The organism is Halopseudomonas bauzanensis, from assembly GCF_900114735.1.
GTDB lineage: Bacteria > Pseudomonadota > Gammaproteobacteria > Pseudomonadales > Pseudomonadaceae > Halopseudomonas > Halopseudomonas bauzanensis.
Map to the genome: position 1 here is coordinate 1 of NZ_FOUA01000004.1, position 24400 is coordinate 24400.

Consider the following 24400-nt stretch of genomic DNA (forward strand, 5'->3'; position numbering starts at 1 on the left):
TTCCGCTCGACTTGCATGTGTTAGGCCTGCCGCCAGCGTTCAATCTGAGCCATGATCAAACTCTTCAGTTAAAAACTGCATGGGTTTTGAGAAAACCCTAAACTTGGCTCAGCTTACTAAACTCATGAATTCACGAGTTACTTGTAGGCTGATAATCTTGCGATCATCACGACATCCACAAGCACCCACACGAATTACTTGATTCCAATTTGTTAAAGAGCGATTCGGTCCGCGTTTCCGCTTAACCAAGGCCGCGCATTCTACGCCAACCTTATGATCTGTCAAGCTTTTTTTTGTGAGGCTTTGCAGCGCTGCACCGCTTGACACATCGGCCTGGAACACTGCTGCTGTTCCGGGCCAGGGAGGCGCATTCTACAGGAGTCATACCCCTTGTCAACGCCTTCCTGAAAATCCTTTCTCACCCTGAAAAAGCGATGCTGCCGGCCTCTTCAGTGAGCGGCGCATTCTACGCCGTTTCGCTTGTCTGTCAATAGCGTAGCGCTAAATTGATAGATCTACCCAAGTGGGCGCATGATCGCTGGCTTTTGGCTCATCGCGCACCCAGAGATCCACCCCGCCGCCGGTCAATCGCTCAGTCAACTGCGGACTCAGTAACAAGTGATCTATCCGCAACCCCGAGTTGGTTTTCCAATGCTGGCGAAAATAGTCCCAAAAGGTGTAGATACGCTGACCTGGATAGAGACTGTCCAGCGCATCGGTCCAGCCACGCCCCAATAAGCGCTGGTAGCACTCGCGGGTTTCTGGCTGAAGCAGCGCGTCATTTTTCCAGGAGCGGGGATTGTAGATATCGGCATCCGTCGGCACTACATTGTAGTCGCCTGCCAGCACCACTGGGTGCCCCGCCTCGAGCAAAGAGTCAGCATGCTCAATCAACCTATTGAACCAGGCAAGCTTGTAGTCGAACTTAGGGCCTGGCTGCGGATTACCATTGGGCAGGTAAAGGCAGCCTACGATCACCCCTTCCACTACCGCTTCTATATAGCGGCTCTGCCCCGGGTCAGGATCACCTGGCAACCCGCGCCGACTTAATAGAGGCTCAACTCCCCTGGCCAGTATTGCCACGCCATTCCAGGATTTCTGGCCGTGCCATACCGCCTCATACCCCGCCTCGCGGATAGCATCAACGGGGAAGACATCGTCTGCCGCTTTCAGCTCCTGCAGGCATACGATTTCCGGCTTCTCGCGCGATAGCCACTGCAACAGAGCCGGCAAGCGGGCACGAATGCCATTGATGTTGAATGTCGCTATCTTGAGGGTGCGCATCGCCCTTCACCTTGAATCATGCTTCTAGGTATCGGAACGAGAAGACCGCGCTTTAGTTCCTTCAATGACCATGCCCCCTAACGGAACCGCGCAAAACCAAGCTGCATCGCGCGAATAAAAATCGGAAGGGACATCGCAAGAGACACCGATTATCTACCGGCCAGGATTGAGAGAATTCGCGAATAATCGGGCATAAAAAAACCCAAGCATGAATGCTTGGGTTTTTAGGGATTTTTGGTCGGGACGGAGTGATTCGAACACTCGACCCCTTGCACCCCATGCAAGTGCGCTACCAGGCTGCGCTACGCCCCGATCATGCTTTGCGGTTCCTGCCAAAGCGGGACGAACTATACATTAACTAACTGAAATGCGAAAGGTTTTTTTCACGCTTTAGCTTATTTTGTCTTCAATACCTGCAGCACTTCTTCCAGCTCGGCGATGGTCTGCCGGATGAGCTGTTTGTAATGACTACCATCGTCCTTGGCTTCATCACCAGAGAGTCTTTGGCGGGCGCCACCGATGGTGAAACCCTGATCATAAAGCAATGCTCGGATCTGACGAATCATCAACACATCCTGGCGCTGATAGTAACGGCGATTACCGCGACGCTTGACCGGTGACAGCTGCGGAAACTCCTGCTCCCAGTAGCGCAGCACGTGTGGTTTGACGGCACAGAGCTCGCTAACCTCACCGATAGTGAAGTAGCGCTTTCCCGGGATTGCCGGCAGTTCGTTGTTATGGCTGGGTTCCAGCATAGGCTTCTACTCGGGCCTTGAGTTTCTGACCGGGGCGGAAGGTGACCACGCGCCGGGCCGTTATAGGTATTTCTTCGCCGGTCTTGGGATTGCGACCAGGGCGCTGACGCTTGTCGCGCAGGTCAAAATTGCCAAAACCGGACAATTTGACCTGCTCGTTGCTTTCCAGCGCATTGCGGATCTCTTCAAAAAACAGTTCTACCAGCTCCTTGGCTTCACGCTTGTTGAAGCCAAGCTCCTCGTAGAGACGTTCCGCCATTTCTGCTTTTGTCAGAGCCCCCATAGCAATCCTATTTCCGTAGTGTGGCGTTGAACCTTTGCTCCAATGACCCGAGCACCTTGTCCATAACTGCATTCACTTCTTCGTCAGTAAGAGTGCGCGATGAATGCTGTAAGGTCAAGCCGATTGCCAGACTTTTACTTTGGGGATCAATACCTTTCCCTTCATATACATCAAAGAGCCTGAGGTTTTTCAGGAACTCACCGGCCTGCTCGCGGATATCCGCCATCAGGTCGCCGGCAGCGACTCCCTTATCCACCAGGACCGCGATATCACGTCTGACTTCAGGGAAGCGGGAGAGTTCGCTGAAGCGCGGCAGCCGGCCTTCGACGATATTCTCCAGGCTCAACTCGAAGGCAAATACCGGACCTTGCAGGTCCAGCTCAGTTACCAGTTGCGGGTGCAGTGCGCCGAGCCAACCGGCAACCTTGCCGTCACGCATGATGCGCGCGCACTGACCCGGATGCAGCGCGGGGTGTTCCGACGGCTCGAAGTCAAAGGATGCCAGCGCGCCCCCCTGCCCCAGCACCGCCTCGACATCGCCCTTCACATCGTGAAAGTCCAGCTTGTCGCTACTATTAGCCCAGCCTTCGGGCAGTCGCGAACCACAGGCGATGCCTGACAACATGGGCTCCTGCAGCAACTCGCCGTTCGCTTGGGGCACGAAGCGCAGGCCACTCTCGAACAAGCGAACCCGTGATTGCTGGCGGTTCTGGTTATGCTGCACCGCTTTGCTCAGGCCCGGCCACAGGGAAGTACGCATGACTGCCATGTCGCTGGAGATGGGGTTGGCCAGCGCCAGGGGCTCACTTTGCGGATCAAACAGTTTGTTCAGGCCCGGCTCGACAAAACTGTAGGTGATCGCTTCCTGGTATCCACGCGCGACCAACAGACGCCGCAGAATCGGCAGCTCACCTCGAGTTTCCGGCTTGGCGGTGAGGCTCAATGCAGCAGTCGGAGCGCTGACCGGCAGGCGGTTGTAGCCATACAGGCGGGCCAGCTCTTCGATCAGATCGATTTCCAGCGAAATATCGAAGCGGTGGCTGGGTACATCCACCTGCCACTCGTCTTCGCCCCTGGCCGCGATCACCAATTCCAGGCCGCAGAGATAGGCTTCGACTTCCGCTGGGGCGATCTCCAACCCAAGCATCTGCGTCACACGCTCGTTACGCAAGGTGATACTTACCGGCTTCGGCAGGTATGCCGGCTCGACCGCTTCCACGACCGGGCCAGCTTCGCCACCCACGATATCCAGCAACAGCGCAGTAGCGCGCTCAGCCGCTTCACGCTGCAATTGCCAGTCGACACCACGCTCATAACGATGGGAGGCATCGGTATGCAAACCGTAGTTGCGGGCCTTGCCGGCGATCGCAATATTGTCGAAGAAAGCGCTTTCCAGGAACAGGTCGGTAGTGCTGTCATTGACACCACTGTGCTCACCACCCATGACGCCAGCCATGGCAAGGGGGCGTTCATGATCGGCAATCACCAGCGTATCGCTGCGCAGACTGATTTCCTGGCCGTCGAGCAGCACCAGCTTCTCACCCTCCTCGGCCATGCGCACCCGGATGCCACCGCGAATCTGCGCCAGATCGAAGGCATGCAGCGGCTGGCCCAGCTCCAGCATGACGTAGTTGGTGATATCCACTACAGCATCAATGCTGCGAATATCGCTACGGCGCAGGCGCTCGACCATCCACAACGGTGTCGGGCGAGAAAGGTCGACATTGCGAATGACACGACCGATATAACGCGGGCAAGCTGCGGGAGCCAAAAGCTCGACCGGGCGGGTCTCATCATGACTGGCGGAGACGGCATCGGTTACCGGGCGGCTGACCGGCGCTGCGTAGTTAGCGCCCACTTCGCGGGCCAGACCAGCGATGGACAAGCAGTCGCCACGGTTAGGCGTCAGGTCGACCTCGATGATCGCATCATCCAGGCCCAGATATTCACGCACATCATGGCCAACCGGAGCATCGGTGGGCAACTCGAACAGGCCGTCGTGATCGTCCGACAGCTTGAGCTCGGATGCCGAGCACAGCATACCGAAGGATTCGACGCCACGCAGCTTGGCCTTCTTGATCTTGAAGTCGTCGCCGAGCACGGCACCAACCATGGCGAAGGGAATCTTGATGCCAGCACGGGCGTTTGGCGCACCGCACACCACCTGGAATTCCTCGCTGCCGTTACTGACACGGCAGACACGCAGCTTGTCCGCATCGGGATGCTGCTCGGCGGCTAGAATCTCCCCCACCACCACGCCGCTGAACACACCGGCAGCCGGCGTTACGCTGTCCACTTCGAGACCAGCCATGGACAGGCGCGCGACCAGATCGTCTCGGGAAACCTCCGGATTCACCCAGCTGCGCAGCCACTGTTCACTGAATTTCATGTTCTCTTCCTGCTATCAAAGGTTGCGATTACGGTGTCAGCGAAACTGGGCCAGGAAGCGCAGGTCGTTGTCGAAGAACAGGCGCAGATCGTTCACGCCGTAACGCAGCATGGCCAGGCGCTCGACGCCCATGCCGAAGGCAAAGCCCTGAAACTGCTCGGGATCGATACCCGAGGAGTGGAATACATTGGGGTGCACCATGCCGCAGCCCATGACTTCCAGCCAGCCGGTCTGCTTGCATACCCGGCAACCGCAGCCGCTGCACATCACGCACTGGATATCGACCTCGGCGGACGGCTCGGTGAAGGGAAAGAATGACGGCCGGAAACGCACCTTCAGGTCTTTCTCGAAAAACACCTGCAGAAACTCGGCAATGGTGCCTTTCAGATCGGCGAAGCTGACCTTGCGATCAACCAGCAGGCCTTCGACCTGATGGAACATCGGCGAATGGGTCAGATCTGAATCGCAACGATAGACGCGGCCGGGGCAAACGATACGAATCGGCGGCTCCTGGCTTTCCATGGTACGCACCTGCACTGGCGAGGTGTGGGTGCGCAACAGGGTGTTGGCGTTGAAATAGAAGGTATCGTGCATCGCCCGAGCCGGGTGATGACCGGGAATATTGAGCGCCTCGAAGTTGTGGTAATCATCTTCCACTTCAGGGCCTTCCGCGACGGCGTAGCCAATGCGGGAAAAGAACTCTTCAATCCGCTCCATGGTCCGGGTGACCGGATGCAATCCGCCGCTGGCCTGGCCGCGGCCAGGGAGGGTCACATCGACCCGCTCCGCAGCAAGACGGGCATTCAGCGCTGCCGCTTCCATGCTGGTCTTGCGAGCATTCAGTGCTGTCTGCACCTGCTCCTTGGCTTCATTGACCATGGCGCCTACTTTGGGGCGCTCTTCGGCAGGGATATTGCCCAGGGTCTTCATCACCTGGGTAAGCTCGCCCTTCTTGCCAAGATACTGGACGCGAAGCTGCTCCAGCGCATTGACATCAGCCGCCTGCTGCACGGCCTCCAGGGCCTGGGAGACCAGCGCGTCTAGGTTTTCCATTTCACACTCCAGAAACAAAAATAGGGGAAGAGCGATGAGGCTCTTCCCCTATTAATGACGTTGCCAACCGGCACACGAGGCGCCGGTGATTGTCGTAACGAGGGCTTAAGCCAGGCTAGCCTTTGCTTTTTCGACAATCGCGGTAAACGCCGCTTTTTCGTTCACAGCCAGATCGGCCAGAACCTTACGGTCGATTTCAACGGATGCCTTTTTCAGGCCAGCAATCAGACGGCTGTAGGACATGCCATTCTGACGAGCACCGGCGTTGATACGGGCAATCCACAGAGCACGGAACTGACGCTTGCGCTGCTTGCGGTCACGATAGGCGTACTGACCTGCCTTGATGACCGCCTGCTTGGCAACCCGGAATACACGCGAACGCGCACCGTAGTAACCTTTGGCGAGTTTCAGAATCTTCTTGTGACGCTTGCGCGCCATTACACCACGCTTAACACGAGCCATTCTTTAAATCCTCAACCTTGATTAACGGAGGCGCAACATACGTTCAACCTTCTGGACATCTGCAGCATTGAGCTGAGAAGTACCACGCAGTTGACGCTTACGCTTGGTGCTCATCTTGGTCAGGATGTGGCTTTTGAAAGCGTGCTTGTGCTTGATGCCACTGCCAGTCACTTTAAAGCGCTTGGCGGCACCGCTCTTGGTTTTCATCTTTGCCATGTTCAGGTACTCCAAATAGAGTGGATAAGATAATCACAAGGCCTGGCGTTGCCCTGGAGATTACTTTTTCTTCTTGGGTGCTAGGACCATCATCAATTGACGACCTTCCATTTTCGGGTGCTGTTCAACGGTGCCGTATTCGGCGAGATCGGCTTCGACCCGCTTCAACAACTCCATGCCCAGCTCCTGATGAGCCATTTCGCGGCCGCGGAATCGCAGGGATACCTTGGCTTTGTCACCCTCACTAAGGAACTTGATAAGGTTGCGTAGCTTGACCTTATAGTCCCCTTCTTCCGTCCCTGGACGAAACTTGATTTCCTTGATCTGAATGATCTTCTGATTCTTCCGGGCAGCAGCCTGCTGCTTCTTCTTTTCGAAGATGTGCTTGCCGTAATCCATGATTCGGCAAACAGGCGGCTCTGCATCGGGGGAGATTTCAACCAGGTCGAGCTTGGCCTCATCAGCGGCGGCCATGGCTTCCTGAATGGACACGATACCGATTTGTTCACCTTCGGCGCCGATCAGGCGCACTTCGCGCGCCGTGATGTTTTCGTTGATCGGCGGGCGCTGTGCGGCTCTTTTGTCTTGTCTCATCTCGCGTTTAATCTTTATTGCTCCGAATTCGGGCGGCCTCGTTGTGCGACGGCGCGGGCAAGGAAATCGGAGAACTCGGCAATTGTCATCGTACCCAGATCTTTTCCCTCCCGCGTGCGCACGGCCACAGTGTGCGATTCGACTTCCCGGTCGCCGATTACCAGCAGATAGGGAGTCTTGTGCAAAGTATGCTCGCGGATTTTAAAGCCGATCTTCTCGTTTCTCAAGTCCGCAACAGCGCGATATCCCATTTCATTGAGAGATTTCTCAACTTCCTGGGAAAATTGCGCCTGATTATCGGTGATATTCAGCACCGCTACCTGGGTCGGTGCAAGCCACGCCGGGAAGTCACCAGCGTAGTGCTCGATCAGAATACCGATGAAGCGCTCGAACGAACCAAGAATGGCACGATGCAGCATAACCGGCGTCTTGCGCGCACCATCTTCGGCGACATACTGCGCGCCCAGACGGCCCGGCAGCATGAAATCAAGCTGCAGGGTACCACACTGCCAGACCCGACCCAGGCAGTCGCGCAGCGAAAACTCGATCTTCGGACCGTAGAAAGCGCCTTCACCGGGTTGCAGATCCCACTTGAGACCTGCCTCGTTCAGCGCCTCTTCCAATCCCCGCTCCGCCTGATCCCAGTCGGCATCATCACCCATCCGATCTTCCGGACGAGTGGACAGCTTCAGCTCGACGTCATCGAAGCCAAAATCGCGATAGACCTGCAAGGTCAGAGCAATAAAGTCGGCCGCCTCGGCCTTGACCTGCTCATCGGTACAGAAAATGTGCGCATCATCCTGAGTGAACCCGCGCACCCGCATCAAACCATGCAGCGAACCAGACGGCTCGTTACGATGACAGGAGCCGAACTCAGCCAGACGCAACGGCAGCTCACGGTAGCTCTTCAGCCCCTGATTGAACACCTGAATGTGGCACGGGCAGTTCATCGGCTTGATCGCGTAATCGCGGCTTTCCGACTCGGTAGTAAACATGTTCGCCGAGTAATGTTCCCAGTGTCCGGAACGCTCCCACAGCACCCGATCCACCACCTGAGGCGTGCGAATCTCGCGGTAGCCAGCGTCACGCTGGAGCTTGCGCATGTATTGCTCAAGGACCTGATAGACAGTCCAGCCGTTCGGATGCCAGAACACCATGCCCGGCGCTTCTTCCTGGGTATGGAATAGATTCAGGCGCTTGCCGATTTTGCGATGATCGCGCTTTTCGGCTTCTTCGATTCGCGTGATATAGGCAGCCAGCTGCTTCTTGTCCGCCCACGCAGTACCGTAGATACGCTGCAGCTGCTCGTTCTTGGCATCGCCGCGCCAATAGGCGCCGGAAATGCGGGTCAGCTGGAAAGCCTTGAGAAAACGGGTATTGGGCACGTGAGGGCCACGGCACATGTCGACATATTCTTCGTGATAGTACAGGCCCATGGCTTTCTCATCGGGCATGTCTTCGACCAGGCGCAGCTTGTAATCCTCGCCTCGCTCGCTAAATACCTGAATCACTTCATCACGCGGCGTCATTTTCTTGATGACATCGTACTCAGTAGCGATCAGCTCGCGCATGCGCTTCTCGATGGCCGCCATATCTTCTGGCGTAAAGCCGCGCTCGTAGGCGATGTCGTAATAGAAGCCTTCATCGATGACCGGCCCGATCACCATCTTCGCGGTGGGATACAACTGTTTGACCGCGTGCCCGACCAGGTGAGCGCAGGAGTGACGGATGATCTCCAGCCCCTCTTCGTCTTTCGGCGTAATGATCTGCAGACTGGCATCCTGATCGATGACGTCACAGGCATCTACCAGGCGACCGTCGACCTTGCCCGCCACAGTGGCCTTGGCCAGGCCGGCGCCGATGGACTGTGCCACCTCGGTCACGCTTACGGGATGATCAAAAGTACGCTGACTGCCGTCAGGAAGAGTAATGATGGGCATGAACCGCTCCTTCTCAGTGGTGACCGCTACGTAAGGCCACATGATGGAAATAGCCGGCCGGGATGACTGCTGCAGCCCGTTCGGCGTAGAAATAAAAAAGCCCGATCACAGGGTGATCGGGCTTTGATTTGGTAGGCACGATTGGATTCGAACCAACGACCCCCACCATGTCAAGGTGGTGCTCTAACCAACTGAGCTACGTGCCTGCGATGGAGGCGAACTATACGGACCACCCTCGCACCCGTCAACCCCTAAGTTACTGAAAAAGTGCAAAAACCTCGACACTCCCTCAGACGTTGACCAACTGCTTGCGCAGCTGCTGTATGTCATCACGCAGCTGTGCCGCGGCCTCGAATTCGAGATCCCGGGCGTGCTGGTACATCTTCTCTTCCAACTGGCGAATGCGCTTGGTGATTTCCGCCGGCGAGCGCAGTTTCTCGGCACCATAGCCGGCGGCATCTTCTGCAGCCTTGAGCTGACGCCGCTTGTTCGAGCGACTGCCAGGCACCACTGCGCCTTCCAGGATATCCTGCACACTCTTGACCACCCCTTTGGGAGTGATGCCGTGCTCCAGGTTGAAACTGATCTGCTTGGCGCGGCGGCGCTCGGTTTCGCCGATGGCGCGCTCCATTGAGCCGGTGATGCGGTCGGCATAAAGGATGGCCTTGCCATTCAGGTTCCGCGCTGCCCGCCCGATGGTCTGAATCAACGAGCGCTCGGAGCGGAGGAAGCCCTCCTTGTCCGCATCCAGAATAGCGACAAGAGAAACTTCAGGCATATCAAGACCTTCGCGCAACAAGTTAATGCCAACCAACACATCAAAACCACCAATGCGCAGGTCGCGGATGATCTCGACACGCTCCACCGTATCGATATCCGAATGCAGATAGCGCACTCGCACACCATGATCGGCCAGATAGTCAGTGAGATCTTCGGCCATGCGCTTGGTCAAGGTAGTCACCAGCACCCGATCGCCTTGGGCGACCCGCAAGCCGATTTCCGACAACAAATCGTCCACCTGGGTCGTGGCCGGTCGCACCTCAATCAGGGGATCGACCAGCCCGGTCGGTCGCACCACCTGCTCTACCACCCGACCGGCATGGGTTTCTTCGTAGGGCCCAGGGGTGGCGGAGACAAAGATGGCCTGGGGCGAAATCGCTTCCCATTCATCGAAGCGCATGGGCCGGTTGTCCAGCGCCGATGGAAGCCGGAAGCCATATTCCACCAGCGTTTCCTTACGTGAGCGGTCGCCCTTGTACATGGCGCCGACCTGAGGCACCGACACGTGGGACTCGTCGATCACCAGCAAGGCGTTGGCCGGCAGATAATCAAACAGGGTGGGTGGCGCCTCCCCCTGTGGTCGCCCAGACAGATAGCGTGAATAGTTCTCGATGCCGTTGCAGTAACCCAGCTCCATGATCATTTCCATATCGAAGCGGGTCCGCTGTTCCAGGCGCTGGGCCTCGACCAGTTTGTTCTGACTGTTGAGCACCTCCAGGCGCTCCTTGAGTTCAACCTTGATTTCCTCTACCGCCTCCAGCAACTTCTCTCGTGGCGTCACATAATGTGATTTAGGATAGATAGTTACACGCGGAACCTTACGTAAAACCTCTCCAGTAAGCGGATCAAAGAAACTGATGGTTTCCACCGTATCGTCGAACAGCTCGATGCGGATCGCCTCCAGGTCAGATTCGGCGGGGTAAACATCGATCACATCCCCGCGCACCCGATAGGTGGCGCGCGACAGCTCCATATCGTTGCGCGTGTACTGCAGCTCTGCCAGGCGACGCAACATGGTGCGCTGGTCGAGGATATCGCCCCGATCGATATGCAGCACCATGCGCAGATAGGATTCGGGGTCGCCCAAGCCGTAGATAGCCGACACGGTGGCCACGATGATTGCATCCGACCGCTCCATCAGTGCCTTGGTCGCGGACAGACGCATCTGCTCGATATGGTCATTGATCGAAGCATCCTTCTCGATGAAGGTATCTGACGCCGGCACGTAGGCCTCGGGTTGGTAGTAGTCGTAGTAGGAAACGAAGTACTCCACCGCATTGTTCGGGAAGAACTCGCGGAACTCGCCATACAACTGCGCGGCCAGCGTCTTGTTCGGCGCCATGATGATGGTCGGGCGCTGCATCCGCTGGATGACATTGGCGATGGTGAAGGTCTTCCCCGACCCGGTCACCCCGAGCAGCGTCTGGTGAGACAGGCCGGCTTCCAGCCCTTCTACCAACTGCTCAATGGCTACCGGCTGGTCACCAGCGGGCTTGAAACGGGTTTGCAGATTGAATTGGTTCATGACGAAACGGCACCGCGAATGGACAGACAGCCATAATCATAGCATTGCCCACTGCATGGTCTGTTCTCGTTTCAAACACCACTGACCGGGACCGCGCGCACTCGCACCGCGCCCCAGTCTCTGTTTATAATAGTCGGCCGCCTGCGGCACAGCCCGACGCTTACATTCACCTGTTTCGAGTCTGCCCATATCATGAGTCTGTTTTCCCCCGTAGAAATGGCGCCACGCGATCCCATCCTTGGCCTGAACGAAGCCTTCAATGCCGATCCGCGTACAGAAAAAGTCAATCTGGGCGTCGGCGTCTATTACGACGAGAACGGTAAGGTTCCCCTCCTCCGCGCAGTACAGGCGGCAGAAGAGGCGCGGGTTGCCGAGCACGCTGCCCGCACCTACCTCCCCATGGAGGGTCTGGCACCTTACGATCTTGCTGTACAGAAACTGCTGCTGGGTGCCGATTCAGCACTGCTGGCCTCCGGTCGCCTGGTCACGGCCCAGTCGCTGGGCGGCACCGGCGCACTGAAGCTGGGCGCGGACTTCCTGTATCGCCAGGCAGGCAAACGTCTGGTCGCGATCAGTGATCCGAGCTGGGAAAACCATCGCTCGCTGTTCGAAACCGCAGGCTACGAGGTGGTGACCTATCCCTATTATGATCCGGCCACCCACGGGCTGAATCTCCAGGGCATGCTGCAAGGGATCGAAGCCTTGCCTGAAGGCAGCGTGGTGCTGCTGCACGCGTGCTGCCACAACCCGACCGGGGTGGACCTCAGCGCGGACCAATGGAAGCAGGTGATCGACGTTGTCCGCAAGTGCAACCATGTGCCCTTTCTGGACATCGCCTATCAGGGCTTTGGTGACAATCTGGAAGACGACGCGCTGGCAGTGCGCCTGTTCGCCGAGGCCGGCCTGCCCTGTCTGATCGCCAGCTCTTTCTCCAAATCCTTTTCACTGTACGGCGAGCGCGTCGGCGCACTGACACTGATCACCGAAACGCCCGAAGAAGGCGAACGGGTGCTATCCCAGCTCAAGCGTGTCATTCGCACCAATTATTCCAACCCGCCGACCCATGGCGCCAAGGTAGTGGCCGCGGTATTGAACAATGCCGAACTGTATACCATGTGGGTTGAAGAGCTGGCCGAGATGCGGGTACGCATCAAGCAGATGCGCCACGCCCTGGCTGACAAACTTCGTGCCGCCGGCGTCCAGCAGGATGTCAGCTTCATCGAACAGCAGCGCGGCATGTTCTCCTACTCCGGCCTGAGTCGCGAACAGGTCGCGCGCCTGGCCGAAGAATCCGCCATTTACGCGGTCGGCAGCGGCCGCATCTGCGTGGCCGCGCTCAACCATGGCAATATTGATCTGGTCGCCAATGCCATGGCCAAGGTGATGCTCGAAGGCTGAAGCAAACCTCCGCGCACTTATTGAAAAGTGGTTCAAGGTGTTGACTTGGATGATTTTTTTGGTAAAGTGCGCGCATCCGTTCCGCGATAGCTCAGTTGGTAGAGCAAATGACTGTTAATCATTGGGTCCCAGGTTCGAGTCCTGGTCGCGGAGCCAAATCAAGAAAAACCCGGCGAATTGCCGGGTTTTTTATTGCCTGCAGAAAAGCCTCATTCCGGTGCGCAATCGATATGCACCCGGACCCGAATGATCTCCCGCGTGAACTCATGGGTCAGCACTACCTCCTCGCCCGGCTGCAGGCGTACTCTGCGCGGTAGCGGCCGCTCGGGGCCATTGACGAAGGTGGCCTGGCAACGCAGCGGCACAGTAGCCTGACTGGTCAGCTTGAGCGCAGCAATATTGCCCAGATCGGTGCTGCTCACCGACACCTCGTCTGCGCCAGGGCCCAGCTTCACATCGATGGGAAATGCCTCGGCGAACACTGGTGGCGCCAGGGCTATCCCGATGGCCAGCAAAAGTTGGTACATTTGCTTCCTCGTCTCAACGATATCTCATTCATCACCATAGGCCAGAGGTTCCATCGATGAAAGCACCACGCGTCACCCTGGAACAATGGCGCACCCTGCAAGCCGTCGTCGATCATGGCGGCTTCGCTCAGGCTGCCGAGGCCCTGCATCGCTCGCAGTCTTCGGTCAGCTACACGGTTGCCCGCATGCAGGAGCAGCTCGGTGTACCGCTGCTGGAGATTGCCGGGCGCAAAGCCGTGTTGACCGAAGCCGGAGCCGCCCTGCTGCGGCGCTCGCGCAACCTGCTCAAGGAAGCCAGTCAGCTGGAAGAGCTGGCCTGGAACATGGACCAGGGCTGGGAAGCCGAAGTGCAGTTGGTGGTCGATGCCGCATACCCCACCCAGCGTCTGGCCGGAGCGCTGAAGGCGTTTATGCCGCAGAGCAAGGGCTGCCGGGTGCAGCTGCGTGAAGAGGTGCTTTCCGGGGTGGAAGAGTGCTTGCATGATGGCACTGCCGATCTGGCCATTTCCGGTATTAACATCGCGGGCTACCTACCCCATCAGCTTGATGATATCGAGTTCGTGGCCGTAGCCCATCCAGAGCATCCCCTGCATCGGCTTGGCCGGACGTTGACCCACAACGATCTGCAATCCCACCTGCAGGTCGTGATCCGGGATTCGGGAAGGCGTCAGCCACGCGATGCTGGCTGGCTCGGAGCTGAACAACGCTGGACAGTGACCAACCTGAACACTGCCAGCCAGTTAGTGACGCAAGGGTTGGGCTTCGCCTGGTTTCCCGAGCATGCCATCGCCGAGCAACTGACCCGCGGCAGCTTGAAAGCATTGCCCCTGGTCCAGGGCGGCCGCCGCGCGGCCAACATGTTTCTTTTTGCAAACAAGGACAAGCCCCTGGGGCCTGCCACACGCATATTGGCCGACCTGATCATCGAGCACTCCCAACGCTGACCAGCGCACCCAGGGCCGTTGTGTCCGGCTTCGGTTGTGCTTACACTCGATGCCCTCTGAATTCCCAATGGCGCCCCTGCGCCTTTCCTTTTCGATGGAGATAAGCATGCTCAAGAAACTGATCGGAACCTGCGCGCTGCTGTTGGCCAGCACTGCTGTCCTGGCGGATAACCCGCGGGTGCTGCTGAATACCAGTCATGGCGATATCGAACTGGAGCTGAACGCGGAAGCGGCGCCCATCTCCGTGGAGAATTTTCTGCGTTATGCTGACGCCGGCCACTACGACGGCCTGATCTTCCATCGCGTCATCCCCGGCTTCATGATTCAGGGGGGTGGCTTCGATGCCAACATGCGTCAGCGTGCCGTTGGCCAACCGATCAAGAACGAGGCTGATAATGGGCTGAAGAATGACCGCTACACCGTTGCCATGGCCCGCACCCAGGTGCGCGATAGCGCCACCAGCCAGTTCTTCATCAATCTCACCAGCAATGACTTCCTGAACCACGGCAGCCGCGACTTCGGCTATGCGGTTTTCGGCAAGGTTGTCGCTGGCGAGCATGTGGTTGAAACCATTGCCAAGGTACCGACCGGCAACCAGGGCGGACACCAGAACGTGCCGCAGAACCCAGTCACCATCATCAGCGCCAAGCGGGTAGAAACCGCGGAATAGGTCTCTCGGCAAGCCCCTGGAAAGCGCAGAAGGTCTTCAGGGGCGGCCTTCCCGACGATAGGGAAGATAATTCATCGCGTCTTGCTGGTAGGCGCGAATGCCGTCACGCTCCTGCAGCAGAAAACCCGCTACCGCCTCATGCAGGCCAGGCTGCATCCGGTGCCAGGATTGAGTCAATACCGGTTCAAACCCACGCAACAGCTTGTGTTCGCCCTGGGCACCGGCATCGAAACGGCTCAGCCCCTCGGCAATACAACGCTCCATGCCCTGATAGAAACAGGTCTCGAAATGCAGCCGGTCATACTCTTCCAGGCAGCCCCAATACCGGCCGTATAGCGTATCACCGCCCACCAGAAACAACGCCGCAGCAACCTCCCGCCCCGCCTCCCTGGCAAACACCAACCGCACCGACTCCGCCATACCAGCCGACAGTGACTCGAAGAAAGCGCTGTTAAGGTAGGGATGACGCCCGCGCTTGAGGTAAGTCGCTGCATAGAACGGATAGAACCGCTCCCAGTCGGAGCTGCTGATGTCATTCGCGCAGCGCCAATCGAACTCGATGCCCTGGGCCGCCACACTCTGGCGTTCCTTACGGAAATTCTTGCGTTTGCGCGAGCTGCAGGCGATCAGAAAATCATCGAAGCAAGCATAACCGCGATTGACCCAGTGGAATTGGCAGCCCAGCCGCTGAAGCCAACCGGCCGCTTCCAGAGCAGCGTTTTCCTGGCCATCATTGAACAGCAGATGCGCTCCGCTGATCCGGCCGGCAGCTACTTCCCGATTGAGCCAGCTGATCACCAATCCACGACTGTCAGCACAGCGTGCCACCAGGCGTGGCCCCTGAATGGGAGAAAAAGGAATGGCAGCCGTCAGCTTGGGATAATAACGCTGCCCTGCCCGCTCCCAGGCGTCAGCCCACTGAAAGTCGAATACATATTCGCCCCAGGAGTGGTGTTTGCGATACAGCGGCAATAACGCCTGAAGGCTGCCATCAGGGTTTTCCACCACCAGGTGGGCAGGCTCCCAGCCCTGCTCCGGGCTCACCGACCCGCTGTGCTCAAGCGCATGAAGAAAGGCGTGGCGAAGAAAAGGATAATCGGTGCTCAGCAGAGCATCCCAGGCTGATGCGGAAATATCGCTTATGTGGTTCAACTGACGTATGTGCATGGCGACAAGCATGCCACAGGGAGAGGATGGGCGGGAGGCCGGAATGCCTCCCGCGCGGGGCTATCTTACTGTTGCGCCCATTCAAGGAAGGTCGCGCGACTGTCTTCGCTGAGCAGCTGCCACATCTGTTGCAGCGTGGTCAGCGTAGCGTCGTTATGCGGCAAGGTCTGCTGGGTTGCAGCGTTCGGCATAGGTGCAATGACCTGTTGTGCCGGAGCCGTTTGAACCGCAGGAGCAGTGGCCGGGGTTGCACCCAAAGGAGCTACCGTAGTTTGTTCAGCAACCGCAGTGGAACCACCGAGTAAATTGTTGACCAATGACGTGTTACGCTGACCAGCGGTTGCTGCATATCGCTCACCGGTGCGGGTATTCACCGCCCAGGCATTGAACTCGTTTTCGAAGTCCTTGGCTTCCTGCAGACCTTGCGGCCGGTCGAAGTCCAGCTCCCACAGCTCACCACCTTGACCATCAATGGTAAAGATCACGCTGCGCCCACGCACGACTTCATGATTGATACCACCATCGATATCGAAGCCATTCTTGTAGAAGGCGCTGACCTGATAAGCCCCCGGCTGAAGCTCCAGGCGCTTGTCCGCGGTCCCAAAGCTCCAGTTGGCAGCGGGAAGCTGCTGACCGTTGATAGTCTGCACTTCGAGTTCGTTGGGCACCACTACGGTGAGCACCTGGCCGGCGGATAACGGCGAACCGGGATAGAGCTGCACATGGGACTGCTGAGCACAGGCAGACAGCAGGCAGGCAGCGGCGAGAGCGAAAAGACTACGCATGGAAACTCCTTGATGCGAATGGGCAGGCTGGACGTTCGCAGCCACCGTGTAGGATTACGAGCGAAACAAGAATAGGAACAAATGATGTCAGTTCGATGACAGGCCGCTCGGCGCGTCAGGTAACATCAGAGCCGATTGAGCACAAAAAAACCGGGTTGCTCTGAATGAGCAACCCGGTTCGGTGCTTCCGTTCCCTCAGCTGGGATCAGAAGTCGTAGCGCAGACCCACACTGAAACCAGTAGCTTTTTCACCCGAAGCATCGGCGTCGCCCGGGTTAGCAGTACGAGCCTGGCTCCACGGCGTCAGCGCAACATCGTCGTCATTATCGACAAGGGCATAGTTGGCATAGACGCGAACGGCCTTGTCCAGCTTGTGCTCAATACCCACTACCCACATGTCGCTGTCGGCATTGTTGGCATCGGCGTCACGGGTCATGTACATCGCCTTGACCGCGGTATTGGGGGCAAATTTGAATTCGCCGCCCAGACCGTAGACATCAGCAGTCCACAAATCACGCTGAACAGCCGTAGCGTCGGAATCATCATATTCGACGGTCTGATAGAAACCCACCAGCTTGAATGCATCAGTCAGCTTGTAAGCCGCCGCAGCACGCAGACCATCACGCTCGCCGCGGCCGGTGTTGCTCTCTGCAGTTTCATAAGCCAGGGAGCCTTCAAACGCGCCGGCAGCATAGTTCAACGAGGCACTGAAAGCATCGGAGTCTTCGTTGTAGTCGGGGTGATTTTCATCAACGACCAGTGACTGACCTTCGTAGACCGAATAGGCCAGCTTGATATTGAAACCACCGAGGCTTGGCGTGGTGTACTGAACAGTGTTGTCGTAACGCTCATCGAACCGGGCATTGCCGACACGGGTCAGGTTACGCATATCACCGACCTGGTCACCGAACAGGTTGGCCGGACCACGGGCGACCTTGAACGGGCTGTCGAAACGGCCCAGCTGGACAGCACCCCAGTTGGTACCGGCGACGCCAACAAAAGTATCGCGGGTAGCGAAGTTCTCACCACCATCACTCTCGCCGGTGTTGAAGTTGATCTGCTGCTCGATCTGGAAGAACGCTTTCAGGTTCGGGTTGATCTGGTGATCGCCCTTGAAGCCCAGGCGCGAAGAGTTGCTGGAGATGTTGGTTTCGGAGTAATCGGCACCATCGTCCAGGAAGTCGGTGGAAACGTGGGCACGACCATAGACTGTTACATCAGCCATGGCCACGGCGGGCATGACAGCTGCAGCACCAACAACAAGTGCAATCAACTTCTTCTTCATCGGATAAAACTCCTTCGGGTTGTAAAACGTCATCCTGCGTGTGACTGACGTCGTTTTGTTTCGACGGAGCGATTATGGAAATCCGATATGACAGACAGCTTGCTGAAATATGAAGATTTGAAGACAGGGGGAACTTTTGCGAAAACGGATAATAGAAACGCCGGCATATTGCCGGCGAAGGGATTGCCGCCGAGAGAGTTCTGGGCGGCAGTGTAGCGAGAGAGATATTACCGTTTGCGGACGATAACGCTGCCAATGGAGTAACCGGCACCGAAGGAGCAGATCACGCCATGGCTACCGGACGGCAGATCATCCTGGTACTTGTGAAAGGCAATGATCGAGCCCGCCGAACTGGTGTTGGCATATTCATCCAGCACTACCGGCGCTTCCTTCTCCAGATCAGGGTCACGGCTCAGCAGCTTGCGGGCGATCAGCATGTTCATGTTCAGGTTGGCCTGGTGCAGCCAGAAGCGGCTCACGTCGGCCACCGACAGCTTGAGCTCTTCCAGGTGCTTGCCGATCAGCTCGGCGACCATCGGGCAGACTTCACGGAATACCTTGCGGCCTTCCTGAACGAAGAGTTTGTCCGGCTGGCCGATACCGCTTTCGTCGGCCCGGTTGAGGAAGCCGAAGTTGTTGCGGATGTTATTGGAGAACTGGGTCAGCAGCTTGGTGCCGACGATCTCGAACTGATGCTCGGAGACCGCATCCTCAGCCCGCTCGACAATGACCGCGGTGCACGCATCGCCGAAGATAAAGTGACTGTCACGGTCACGGAAGTTCATATGACCGGTGCAGATCTCGGGGTTGACCATCAGCACCGCACGCGCCTGACCCGTGCTTACGGTATTGGCGGCGGCCTGGATGCCGAAGGTGGCAGAAGAGCAGGCAACGTTCATATCGAAGCCGAACCCCTGGATACCCAGAGCGGCCTGCACTTCCACAGCGATAGCCGGATAGGCCCGCTGCAGATTGGAGCAGGCAACGATCACGCCATCGATATCCGCAGCGGTGCGGCCGGCACGCTCCAGGGCTTCGGTAGCGGCCTTCACCGACATTTCGCAGAGGATCGACCACTCGTCATTGCTGCGCTCGGGAATATCCGGAACCATGCGGTTGATATCGAGGATACCGCTCTTGTTGACCACATGACGGCTCTGGATGCCGGAGGCCTTCTCGATGAATTCGCTGCTCGACAGCGGCGCCGGTGCCAGCTCGCCGGCAGCTATGGCCTCGGCGTTCTCCTGGTTGAACCGCTCGGCCCAGGCGTTGAAACTGGCCACCAGTTCGTCGTTGCTGATGCTGTTCGGGGGGGTGTACAAACCTGTGCCGCTGATGACTACTTTCTGCACGGTCGAACCTCTTTATATTTTCAATGTAATGGGCGGTGACGCCGGATATCGGCGGTACGGCCACTGAAATATTCTGTTATGGCGTGTTTGCATCCGTCTGCCGAGCCAGCCAGGCCAGCATCAGCGGAAAATGGTCATTGACGGCCTGAGGGTGAGTCAGCACATCGAGGTGGCCATAATCACGGGCGCTGCCGGTGCCCTTGCGCAGCAATACCAACTGCGCGTCGTGGCTGCCCAGCTCCCGAGCGAACGCCTTGACGTCTGCGAAGTGCCCCATGCAATGATCCTTGTAGCCTGCCAGATACAGACTGCTCGGCCAGCGGATCGCTGCCAATGCCGCAGCATAATCGAAACTATCCTGCGGATCACGCCAGTTGCCGCCATTTTGCCACAGTTGGCTATCAGCATGCAGCCTCAACGACAGGTCAGCACTCCCCAGACCGAGCCTGCTCAGGGGTACGAAACCATGACGTCGGCCAGCCAGCGGTGCGAGCCGTTTCCACATCATATCCAGCAACAACCGACGCTGCCAGTTGCGCTGATGGCAGACGCGCCGAACCCCGATATGGATCAGTCCGGCGATATGCTCCAGCCAAGTTGGCTGCCGGATCAGCGCGCTGGCTGCCAACACGCCGCCCCAGCCGTGAGCAATGATGGCAAAGCGCTCGCCCGGGTGTTCGCCGGCAATGAGTTCGTACAACGCAGGCAGGTCTTCGCAGATCAATTGAAACTGGGAAATATCCGGTACGGGTGCGCTGTCAGTCGCGCGGTCGCGCAGATCCGGCACATACACATCGTAGCCCGCATCAGCCAGCCAGGGCGCCAGTCCGGTGCCACCGGCTGGGCAGAATACCGCGCCCCGCTCGCCCAGGCCGTGCAATAGCAGCACCGCCGGCCCACCGACGGCGGGAGTGAAGCGTCGTACCCGGAGGGACGCATCCGCGGCTCCGGGCACGGAGATAGAAACAATCCGCTCTTCATTCACCAGACAAATCCTTTTCTCGACTATGTCCATGGTCTACCGGTGGCGCCCATTCAGCCGGTGATCTCATGCCAGAGTTTCTTCAGGCGCTTCTCCGATACGGGTACTTTGGTCCCCAACTGTTGGGCAAACAACGATACCCGGTATTCTTCCAGCATCCAGCGCCACTGCTCCAGACGCTCATCCTGTCGGCCTTCCAGCCGGTAGCGCTCGACCCGGGTGCGGTGCTGCTCGCTGAACTGCTGGATCTCGTCAGTCCAGACCCGATCACGCTGCACCTGTCCGGGCAGTTTGTCCAGCCGCTGTTCAATAGCTGTGAAGTAGCGCGGATACTGCCCCAGCCACTGCGCCGGCACGGCGCGCACGAAGCCTTTGAATACCAGCTGCCCCAGCTGTTCGCGGATATCATTCATGGCGATAGCCCGGGCCAGGTCGATCTTGCCCTTGAGGCGCTTCTGTACCGCATGCCAGGCCTTGAGAATGCTCAGTACCTGCGCCGCGAGTTTCTCCGCAGTGGGCACGAACTCCGCCCTGCCCGCCTCGACCCGCGCCTGCAGCTGCGCCGGGCTGCGCGGCAAGGGTTCGCCCGCAGGCAGACAGGCCCGATCCACTGCCGCCAGCAGCACATCTTCAGTCAGTTGTTGCTGATTGCCGAAGTCACGGTAATAGATCGCCGCTTCCTTGAGCGCGCCCAGCTTCTGACGCAGGAATTTGGCCTGCTCGGACAGAGCCTGCAACAGCAACCGCTGCACCCCGAGGCGATGGGCCTGTTCCGCCTGGGCCGGATTATCGAACAGTTGCTCGGTCACCCCATCGCCCTGCTCTGCCCAGGCCGGCCAGAAGTCCACGTCGATACCAGCCTGCCGGCGGCTGACTTTCAGAGGTAACTCGGCCTGACCGGCCGGCACGCTGGTCTGCGCCGCAGGTGCCGCCTCGACCGACGCCTGACGATCCGCCAAGCGCCCGCTCAACTGGCTGCACAGCGCACTGTAGTCTCGGCCCGAGGCGATTTCCTTGCCTTCGGCATCCACTACCTCAATGCGCATCAACAGATGTTCTTCAAGACTGATGTCGGCCCAGGCTTCCTCGTCCAGACGTACGCCGGTCATCCGCGTGAGCTCCCGGCCCAGGGCTTGAGTCAACTTGCCCTCGCCGAAGGGCATTCGCTCCAGTGCCGCCCGGACAAAATCGGGCACCGGCACGAAATTCTTGCGCAGCGCCTTGGGCAGGCCGCGTACCAGCGCCACGCATTTGTCATACAACAGGCCGGGCACCAGCCATTCCAGCCGCTCCTCAGGCAACTGCCGCAGCAGGGCCATGGGCACCTTCAGGGTGACACCGTCAGCAGGATGGCCCGGCTCGAAATGATAGCTGAGCGGCAACGCGACCCGTTGCCAGCGCAGGGTATCCGGATACTGCTCCGCGCTGACCTCGTTGGCCTCACGCTGCAGGAGGTCCTCACGGGTCATGTGCAGCAGTTTTGGCTGATCCTGGCTGGTGCGCTTGACCCAGCGCTCAAAGCTGGCCAGTTGATATATATCCTCCGGGACTCGCTGATCGAAGAACCGATACAGGGTCTCATCATCGACCAGAATGTCACGCTTGCGCGCCTTGGCCTCCAGCGCATCCAGCTCCTCCAACAAGGCCTGATTGGCACGGTTGAAGGCGGCGCGCCCATGCCATTGCCCTTCCACCAGCGCATGACGAATGAACAGTTCGCGGGACACCACCGGGTCGATGGGGCCAAAATGAACCTTGCGCCGCGGCACAATGATCAGCCCGTAGAGCGTGACCTGCTCGAAAGCCACTACCTGGCCGCGCTTCTTTTCCCAATGGGGCTCGCTGTGGCTGGTCTTGGTCAGGTGACCGGCCAGAGGCTCCACCCACAAGGGATCGATCTTGGCGACCAGCCGGCCATAGAGCCGCCGGGTTTCGGTCAGCTCCGCGACCATCACCCAGGCCGGGCGCTTTTTCGCCAGGGCCGAGGATGGATGCAGCATGAACCGACGCTGCCGTGCGCCGAGATAATCCCCCTCCTCGGTCTTGTTACCCAGGTGGCTCAGCAGACCGGCCAGCAGCGCCTTGTGCACCGGGTTATAACCGGCTGGCTCGGGATTACTCTGCAGGCCCAGGTCCCGGCAGGTGAGCAACAGCTGACGGTGGGTTTCCCGCCATTCCCGCATCCGCAGGTAATTGAGGAACTGTCGCCGGCACCAGCTACGCAACTGGTTCTGCGACAGGTCCTGCCGCTGCTCCTCGAAACCGCGCCACAGGTTGACGAAGGCGGCAAAGTCGGACTGATCATCGCGCCATTGGGCATGGGCCTGATCTGCCGCCTGTTGGCGCTCGATCGGCCGCTCCCGCGGGTCTTGCACGGCCAGCGCACTGGCGATGATCAGTACCTCCTGCAAGCTGCCCAGCACTGCGGCTTCGATCAGCATGCGGCCGATACGTGGGTCCACCGGCAGTCGCGCCAACTGGCGGCCCACCTCGGTGATACTGCCGTCTCGCTCGACCGCGCCCAGCTCCTGCAACAGGTTGAAGCCGTCGCTGATGGCACGACCGTCCGGCGGCTCGATGAAAGGAAAGTCTTCGATCCGGCCCAGGCGCAGATGCAGCATCTGCAGAATCACCGCCGCCAGGTTGGTCCGCAGGATTTCCGGGTCGGTGAATTCAGGGCGCCCAAGGAAATCCGCCTCGTCATACAGGCGCACGCAGATACCCGGCGCCACGCGGCCACAACGCCCCTTGCGCTGATTGGCGCTGGCCTGGGACACCGGCTCGATCGGCAGCCGTTGCACCTTGGAGCGTGGACTGTAACGACTGATCCGCACCTCACCAGGGTCAATCACGTAGACGATGCCCGGCACCGTCAGCGAGGTCTCGGCCACGTTGGTTGACAGAATCACCCGGCGCCCGGCATGGCTGGCAAAGATCTTCTGCTGCTCTGCCACTGACAACCGGGCGTACAGCGGCAAGATCTCGGTATGCTTCAGATTGGCCTTGCGCAGGAAGTCGGCGGTATCGCGGATCTCCCGCTCGCCGGGCAGAAAGACCAGCGCATCCCCCGGCGGCTTGCCGGTAGCCCGCTCATGGGCGTCCAGTTCGCGCAGCGCCGCGAGGATACCCTGATCGATGCTCAGGTCTTCCTCGACACGATTGCCCTCCTCGTCCACCTCCGCCGACAACGGCCGATACCAGACATCCACCGGGAAGGTGCGGCCCGACACTTCAATGATGGGCGCATCGTTGAAATGGGCGGAAAAGCGCTCCAGGTCGATAGTGGCCGAGGTGATGATGACCTTGAGGTCCGGCCGCAGCGGCAGAATGGTTTTCAGGTAACCGAGCAGAAAGTCGATATTCAGACTGCGCTCGTGGGCCTCGTCGATGATCAGGGTGTCATAGCGTGACAGCAGGCGGTCATTCTGGGTTTCGGCAAGCAGGATGCCGTCGGTCATCAATTTGACCAGGGTGCGCTCATTGCTCTGGTCAGTGAAGCGCACCTGGAAACCGACCAGCTCGCCCAGGGGCGTACCCAGCTCCTCGGCCACCCGGCTGGCAACACTGCGCGCTGCCAGGCGCCGCGGCTGGGTATGGCCAATCAGGCCACGGGCGCCCCGCCCCAGTTCCAGGCAGATTTTCGGTAACTGGGTGGTCTTGCCCGAACCAGTCTCCCCGGCGATCACCACGACCTGGCTGCCCATGATGGCGCGTTTGATCTCGTCACGCTTGGCGGCAATCGGCAGGCTGTCGTCATAGCGTACCGTGGGTACACTCTCACGCCGTGCCGTCACCTTGGCGCAGGAGGTTTTCAGCTGCTCCAGCCACCGCTCCAGCCGTGCGGGTTCCGGTTGCTTGCCCAGGCTCTGCAACTGGCGTTGCAGTCGGGGGCGCTCAGCGGACATGGCGTGGTCGAGATTGGCGGCAAGGGTATCGAGATCGGTCATGCTTTCCTGTCTGTCAAAGGTACGTCATGCGGGGCAATTCAGGCGGCAGCACGAAAAAGCCC

At 58.8% G+C, this 24400-nt stretch carries 20 protein-coding genes, 3 tRNA genes and 1 rRNA gene; 4 read left to right on the forward strand and 20 right to left on the reverse strand.

The features are described from left to right. From BM267_RS16855 to uvrB, 13 genes are all read right to left on the reverse strand, one after another. Positions 1-71: ribosomal RNA gene (locus BM267_RS16855) — 16S ribosomal RNA — on the reverse strand; the annotation flags it as partial. A gap of 430 nt (positions 72-501) precedes the next feature. Then, positions 502-1284 (reverse strand): exodeoxyribonuclease III, encoded by a 783-nt coding sequence (locus BM267_RS10035; protein WP_074779775.1) that lies wholly within the window; start codon positions 1282-1284, stop codon positions 502-504. Positions 1285-1519: 235 nt separating this feature from the next. Beyond that, a tRNA-Pro gene (locus BM267_RS10040) sits at positions 1520-1596 on the reverse strand. Between the two features lie 83 nt (positions 1597-1679). Continuing rightward, on the reverse strand, positions 1680-2039 hold the full coding sequence (locus BM267_RS10045) for a MerR family transcriptional regulator (protein ID WP_036992242.1): 360 nt from the start codon (positions 2037-2039) through the stop codon (positions 1680-1682). Next, complete coding sequence (gene ihfA / locus BM267_RS10050) at positions 2020-2322, reverse strand: integration host factor subunit alpha (RefSeq protein ID WP_036992243.1); 303 nt, start codon at positions 2320-2322, stop codon at positions 2020-2022. Before ihfA ends, BM267_RS10045 begins: the two co-directional genes overlap by 20 nt. 7 nt (positions 2323-2329) lie before the next feature. Continuing rightward, on the reverse strand, positions 2330-4711 hold the full coding sequence (pheT, locus tag BM267_RS10055) for a phenylalanine--tRNA ligase subunit beta (RefSeq protein ID WP_074779777.1): 2382 nt from the start codon (positions 4709-4711) through the stop codon (positions 2330-2332). Positions 4712-4747: 36 nt separating this feature from the next. Then, positions 4748-5764 carry a phenylalanine--tRNA ligase subunit alpha gene (gene pheS, locus BM267_RS10060; RefSeq protein WP_036992251.1) on the reverse strand — a complete coding sequence of 339 codons (1017 nt, stop codon included), beginning with the start codon at positions 5762-5764 and terminating at the stop codon, positions 4748-4750. A 105-nt stretch (positions 5765-5869) separates the two neighbouring features. Continuing rightward, positions 5870-6226 (reverse strand): 50S ribosomal protein L20, encoded by a 357-nt coding sequence (gene rplT, locus BM267_RS10065; protein ID WP_036992253.1) that lies wholly within the window; start codon positions 6224-6226, stop codon positions 5870-5872. Between the two features lie 21 nt (positions 6227-6247). Next, positions 6248-6442 carry a 50S ribosomal protein L35 gene (gene rpmI, locus BM267_RS10070; RefSeq protein ID WP_036992255.1) on the reverse strand — a complete coding sequence of 65 codons (195 nt, stop codon included), beginning with the start codon at positions 6440-6442 and terminating at the stop codon, positions 6248-6250. A 60-nt stretch (positions 6443-6502) separates the two neighbouring features. After that, positions 6503-7054 carry a translation initiation factor IF-3 gene (gene infC / locus BM267_RS10075; protein ID WP_177173401.1) on the reverse strand — a complete coding sequence of 184 codons (552 nt, stop codon included), beginning with the start codon at positions 7052-7054 and terminating at the stop codon, positions 6503-6505. Beyond that, the gene (gene thrS, locus BM267_RS10080) at positions 7051-8976 is read right to left on the reverse strand and encodes a threonine--tRNA ligase (protein WP_074779778.1); all 1926 of its coding nucleotides are present in this window, start codon (positions 8974-8976) and stop codon (positions 7051-7053) included. Before thrS ends, infC begins: the two co-directional genes overlap by 4 nt. A gap of 129 nt (positions 8977-9105) precedes the next feature. Further along, positions 9106-9182 (reverse strand) — tRNA-Val (locus BM267_RS10085). Positions 9183-9265: 83 nt separating this feature from the next. Next, positions 9266-11281, reverse strand: coding sequence for an excinuclease ABC subunit UvrB (uvrB, locus tag BM267_RS10090; RefSeq protein WP_074779780.1), 2016 nt, complete (start codon positions 11279-11281; stop codon positions 9266-9268). A 192-nt stretch (positions 11282-11473) separates the two neighbouring features. Here uvrB and BM267_RS10095 point away from each other — a divergent pair, with 192 nt between their 5' ends. After that, complete coding sequence (locus BM267_RS10095) at positions 11474-12679, forward strand: amino acid aminotransferase (protein WP_074779782.1); 1206 nt, start codon at positions 11474-11476, stop codon at positions 12677-12679. Positions 12680-12759: 80 nt separating this feature from the next. Continuing rightward, positions 12760-12835 (forward strand) — tRNA-Asn (locus BM267_RS10100). A 53-nt stretch (positions 12836-12888) separates the two neighbouring features. On the opposite strand, the gene BM267_RS10105 is transcribed toward BM267_RS10100, so the two are convergent. Continuing rightward, complete coding sequence (locus tag BM267_RS10105; protein ID WP_036992264.1) at positions 12889-13206, reverse strand: hypothetical protein; 318 nt, start codon at positions 13204-13206, stop codon at positions 12889-12891. Positions 13207-13262: 56 nt separating this feature from the next. Here BM267_RS10105 and BM267_RS10110 point away from each other — a divergent pair, with 56 nt between their 5' ends. Next, on the forward strand, positions 13263-14150 hold the full coding sequence (locus BM267_RS10110) for a LysR family transcriptional regulator (protein WP_074779784.1): 888 nt from the start codon (positions 13263-13265) through the stop codon (positions 14148-14150). 106 nt (positions 14151-14256) lie between these two features. Continuing rightward, a complete protein-coding gene (locus tag BM267_RS10115; protein ID WP_036992575.1) occupies positions 14257-14820 on the forward strand; it encodes a peptidylprolyl isomerase in 564 nt (187 codons plus the stop codon). A 36-nt stretch (positions 14821-14856) separates the two neighbouring features. On the opposite strand, the gene BM267_RS10120 is transcribed toward BM267_RS10115, so the two are convergent. The 6 genes from BM267_RS10120 to hrpA form a co-directional block, all read right to left on the reverse strand. Continuing rightward, the gene (locus BM267_RS10120) at positions 14857-15987 is read right to left on the reverse strand and encodes a GNAT family N-acetyltransferase (RefSeq protein ID WP_074779786.1); all 1131 of its coding nucleotides are present in this window, start codon (positions 15985-15987) and stop codon (positions 14857-14859) included. Positions 15988-16052: 65 nt separating this feature from the next. Next, on the reverse strand, positions 16053-16772 hold the full coding sequence (locus tag BM267_RS10125; RefSeq protein WP_074779788.1) for a DUF2057 family protein: 720 nt from the start codon (positions 16770-16772) through the stop codon (positions 16053-16055). Positions 16773-16977: 205 nt separating this feature from the next. Beyond that, complete coding sequence (locus BM267_RS10130; RefSeq protein WP_036992584.1) at positions 16978-18057, reverse strand: porin; 1080 nt, start codon at positions 18055-18057, stop codon at positions 16978-16980. 227 nt (positions 18058-18284) lie between these two features. Next, positions 18285-19409, reverse strand: a complete 1125-nt coding sequence (locus tag BM267_RS10135; RefSeq protein WP_074779790.1) for a beta-ketoacyl-ACP synthase III — start codon at positions 19407-19409, stop codon at positions 18285-18287. A 76-nt stretch (positions 19410-19485) separates the two neighbouring features. Beyond that, positions 19486-20394, reverse strand: a complete 909-nt coding sequence (locus BM267_RS10140; protein WP_177173398.1) for an alpha/beta fold hydrolase — start codon at positions 20392-20394, stop codon at positions 19486-19488. Between the two features lie 50 nt (positions 20395-20444). Continuing rightward, positions 20445-24338 carry an ATP-dependent RNA helicase HrpA gene (gene hrpA, locus BM267_RS10145; protein ID WP_074779793.1) on the reverse strand — a complete coding sequence of 1298 codons (3894 nt, stop codon included), beginning with the start codon at positions 24336-24338 and terminating at the stop codon, positions 20445-20447. Between the last annotated feature and the right edge of the window lie 62 nt (positions 24339-24400).

Excerpts from the sequence above, each read along its gene's own strand:
- BM267_RS10035 (WP_074779775.1), bottom strand. The coding sequence starts at position 1,284 with ATGCGCACCCTCAAGATAGCGACATTCAACATCAATGGCATTCGTGCC.
- BM267_RS10045 (WP_036992242.1), bottom strand. The coding sequence starts at position 2,039 with ATGCTGGAACCCAGCCATAACAACGAACTGCCGGCAATCCCGGGAAAG.
- ihfA (WP_036992243.1), bottom strand. The coding sequence starts at position 2,322 with ATGGGGGCTCTGACAAAAGCAGAAATGGCGGAACGTCTCTACGAGGAG.
- pheT (WP_074779777.1), bottom strand. The coding sequence starts at position 4,711 with ATGAAATTCAGTGAACAGTGGCTGCGCAGCTGGGTGAATCCGGAGGTT.
- pheS (WP_036992251.1), bottom strand. The coding sequence starts at position 5,764 with ATGGAAAACCTAGACGCGCTGGTCTCCCAGGCCCTGGAGGCCGTGCAG.
- rplT (WP_036992253.1), bottom strand. The coding sequence starts at position 6,226 with ATGGCTCGTGTTAAGCGTGGTGTAATGGCGCGCAAGCGTCACAAGAAG.
- rpmI (WP_036992255.1), bottom strand. The coding sequence starts at position 6,442 with ATGGCAAAGATGAAAACCAAGAGCGGTGCCGCCAAGCGCTTTAAAGTG.
- thrS (WP_074779778.1), bottom strand. The coding sequence starts at position 8,976 with ATGCCCATCATTACTCTTCCTGACGGCAGTCAGCGTACTTTTGATCAT.
- uvrB (WP_074779780.1), bottom strand. The coding sequence starts at position 11,281 with ATGAACCAATTCAATCTGCAAACCCGTTTCAAGCCCGCTGGTGACCAG.
- BM267_RS10095 (WP_074779782.1), top strand. The coding sequence starts at position 11,474 with ATGAGTCTGTTTTCCCCCGTAGAAATGGCGCCACGCGATCCCATCCTT.
- BM267_RS10105 (WP_036992264.1), bottom strand. The coding sequence starts at position 13,206 with ATGTACCAACTTTTGCTGGCCATCGGGATAGCCCTGGCGCCACCAGTG.
- BM267_RS10110 (WP_074779784.1), top strand. The coding sequence starts at position 13,263 with ATGAAAGCACCACGCGTCACCCTGGAACAATGGCGCACCCTGCAAGCC.
- BM267_RS10115 (WP_036992575.1), top strand. The coding sequence starts at position 14,257 with ATGCTCAAGAAACTGATCGGAACCTGCGCGCTGCTGTTGGCCAGCACT.
- BM267_RS10120 (WP_074779786.1), bottom strand. The coding sequence starts at position 15,987 with ATGCACATACGTCAGTTGAACCACATAAGCGATATTTCCGCATCAGCC.
- BM267_RS10125 (WP_074779788.1), bottom strand. The coding sequence starts at position 16,772 with ATGCGTAGTCTTTTCGCTCTCGCCGCTGCCTGCCTGCTGTCTGCCTGT.
- BM267_RS10130 (WP_036992584.1), bottom strand. The coding sequence starts at position 18,057 with ATGAAGAAGAAGTTGATTGCACTTGTTGTTGGTGCTGCAGCTGTCATG.
- hrpA (WP_074779793.1), bottom strand. The coding sequence starts at position 24,338 with ATGACCGATCTCGATACCCTTGCCGCCAATCTCGACCACGCCATGTCC.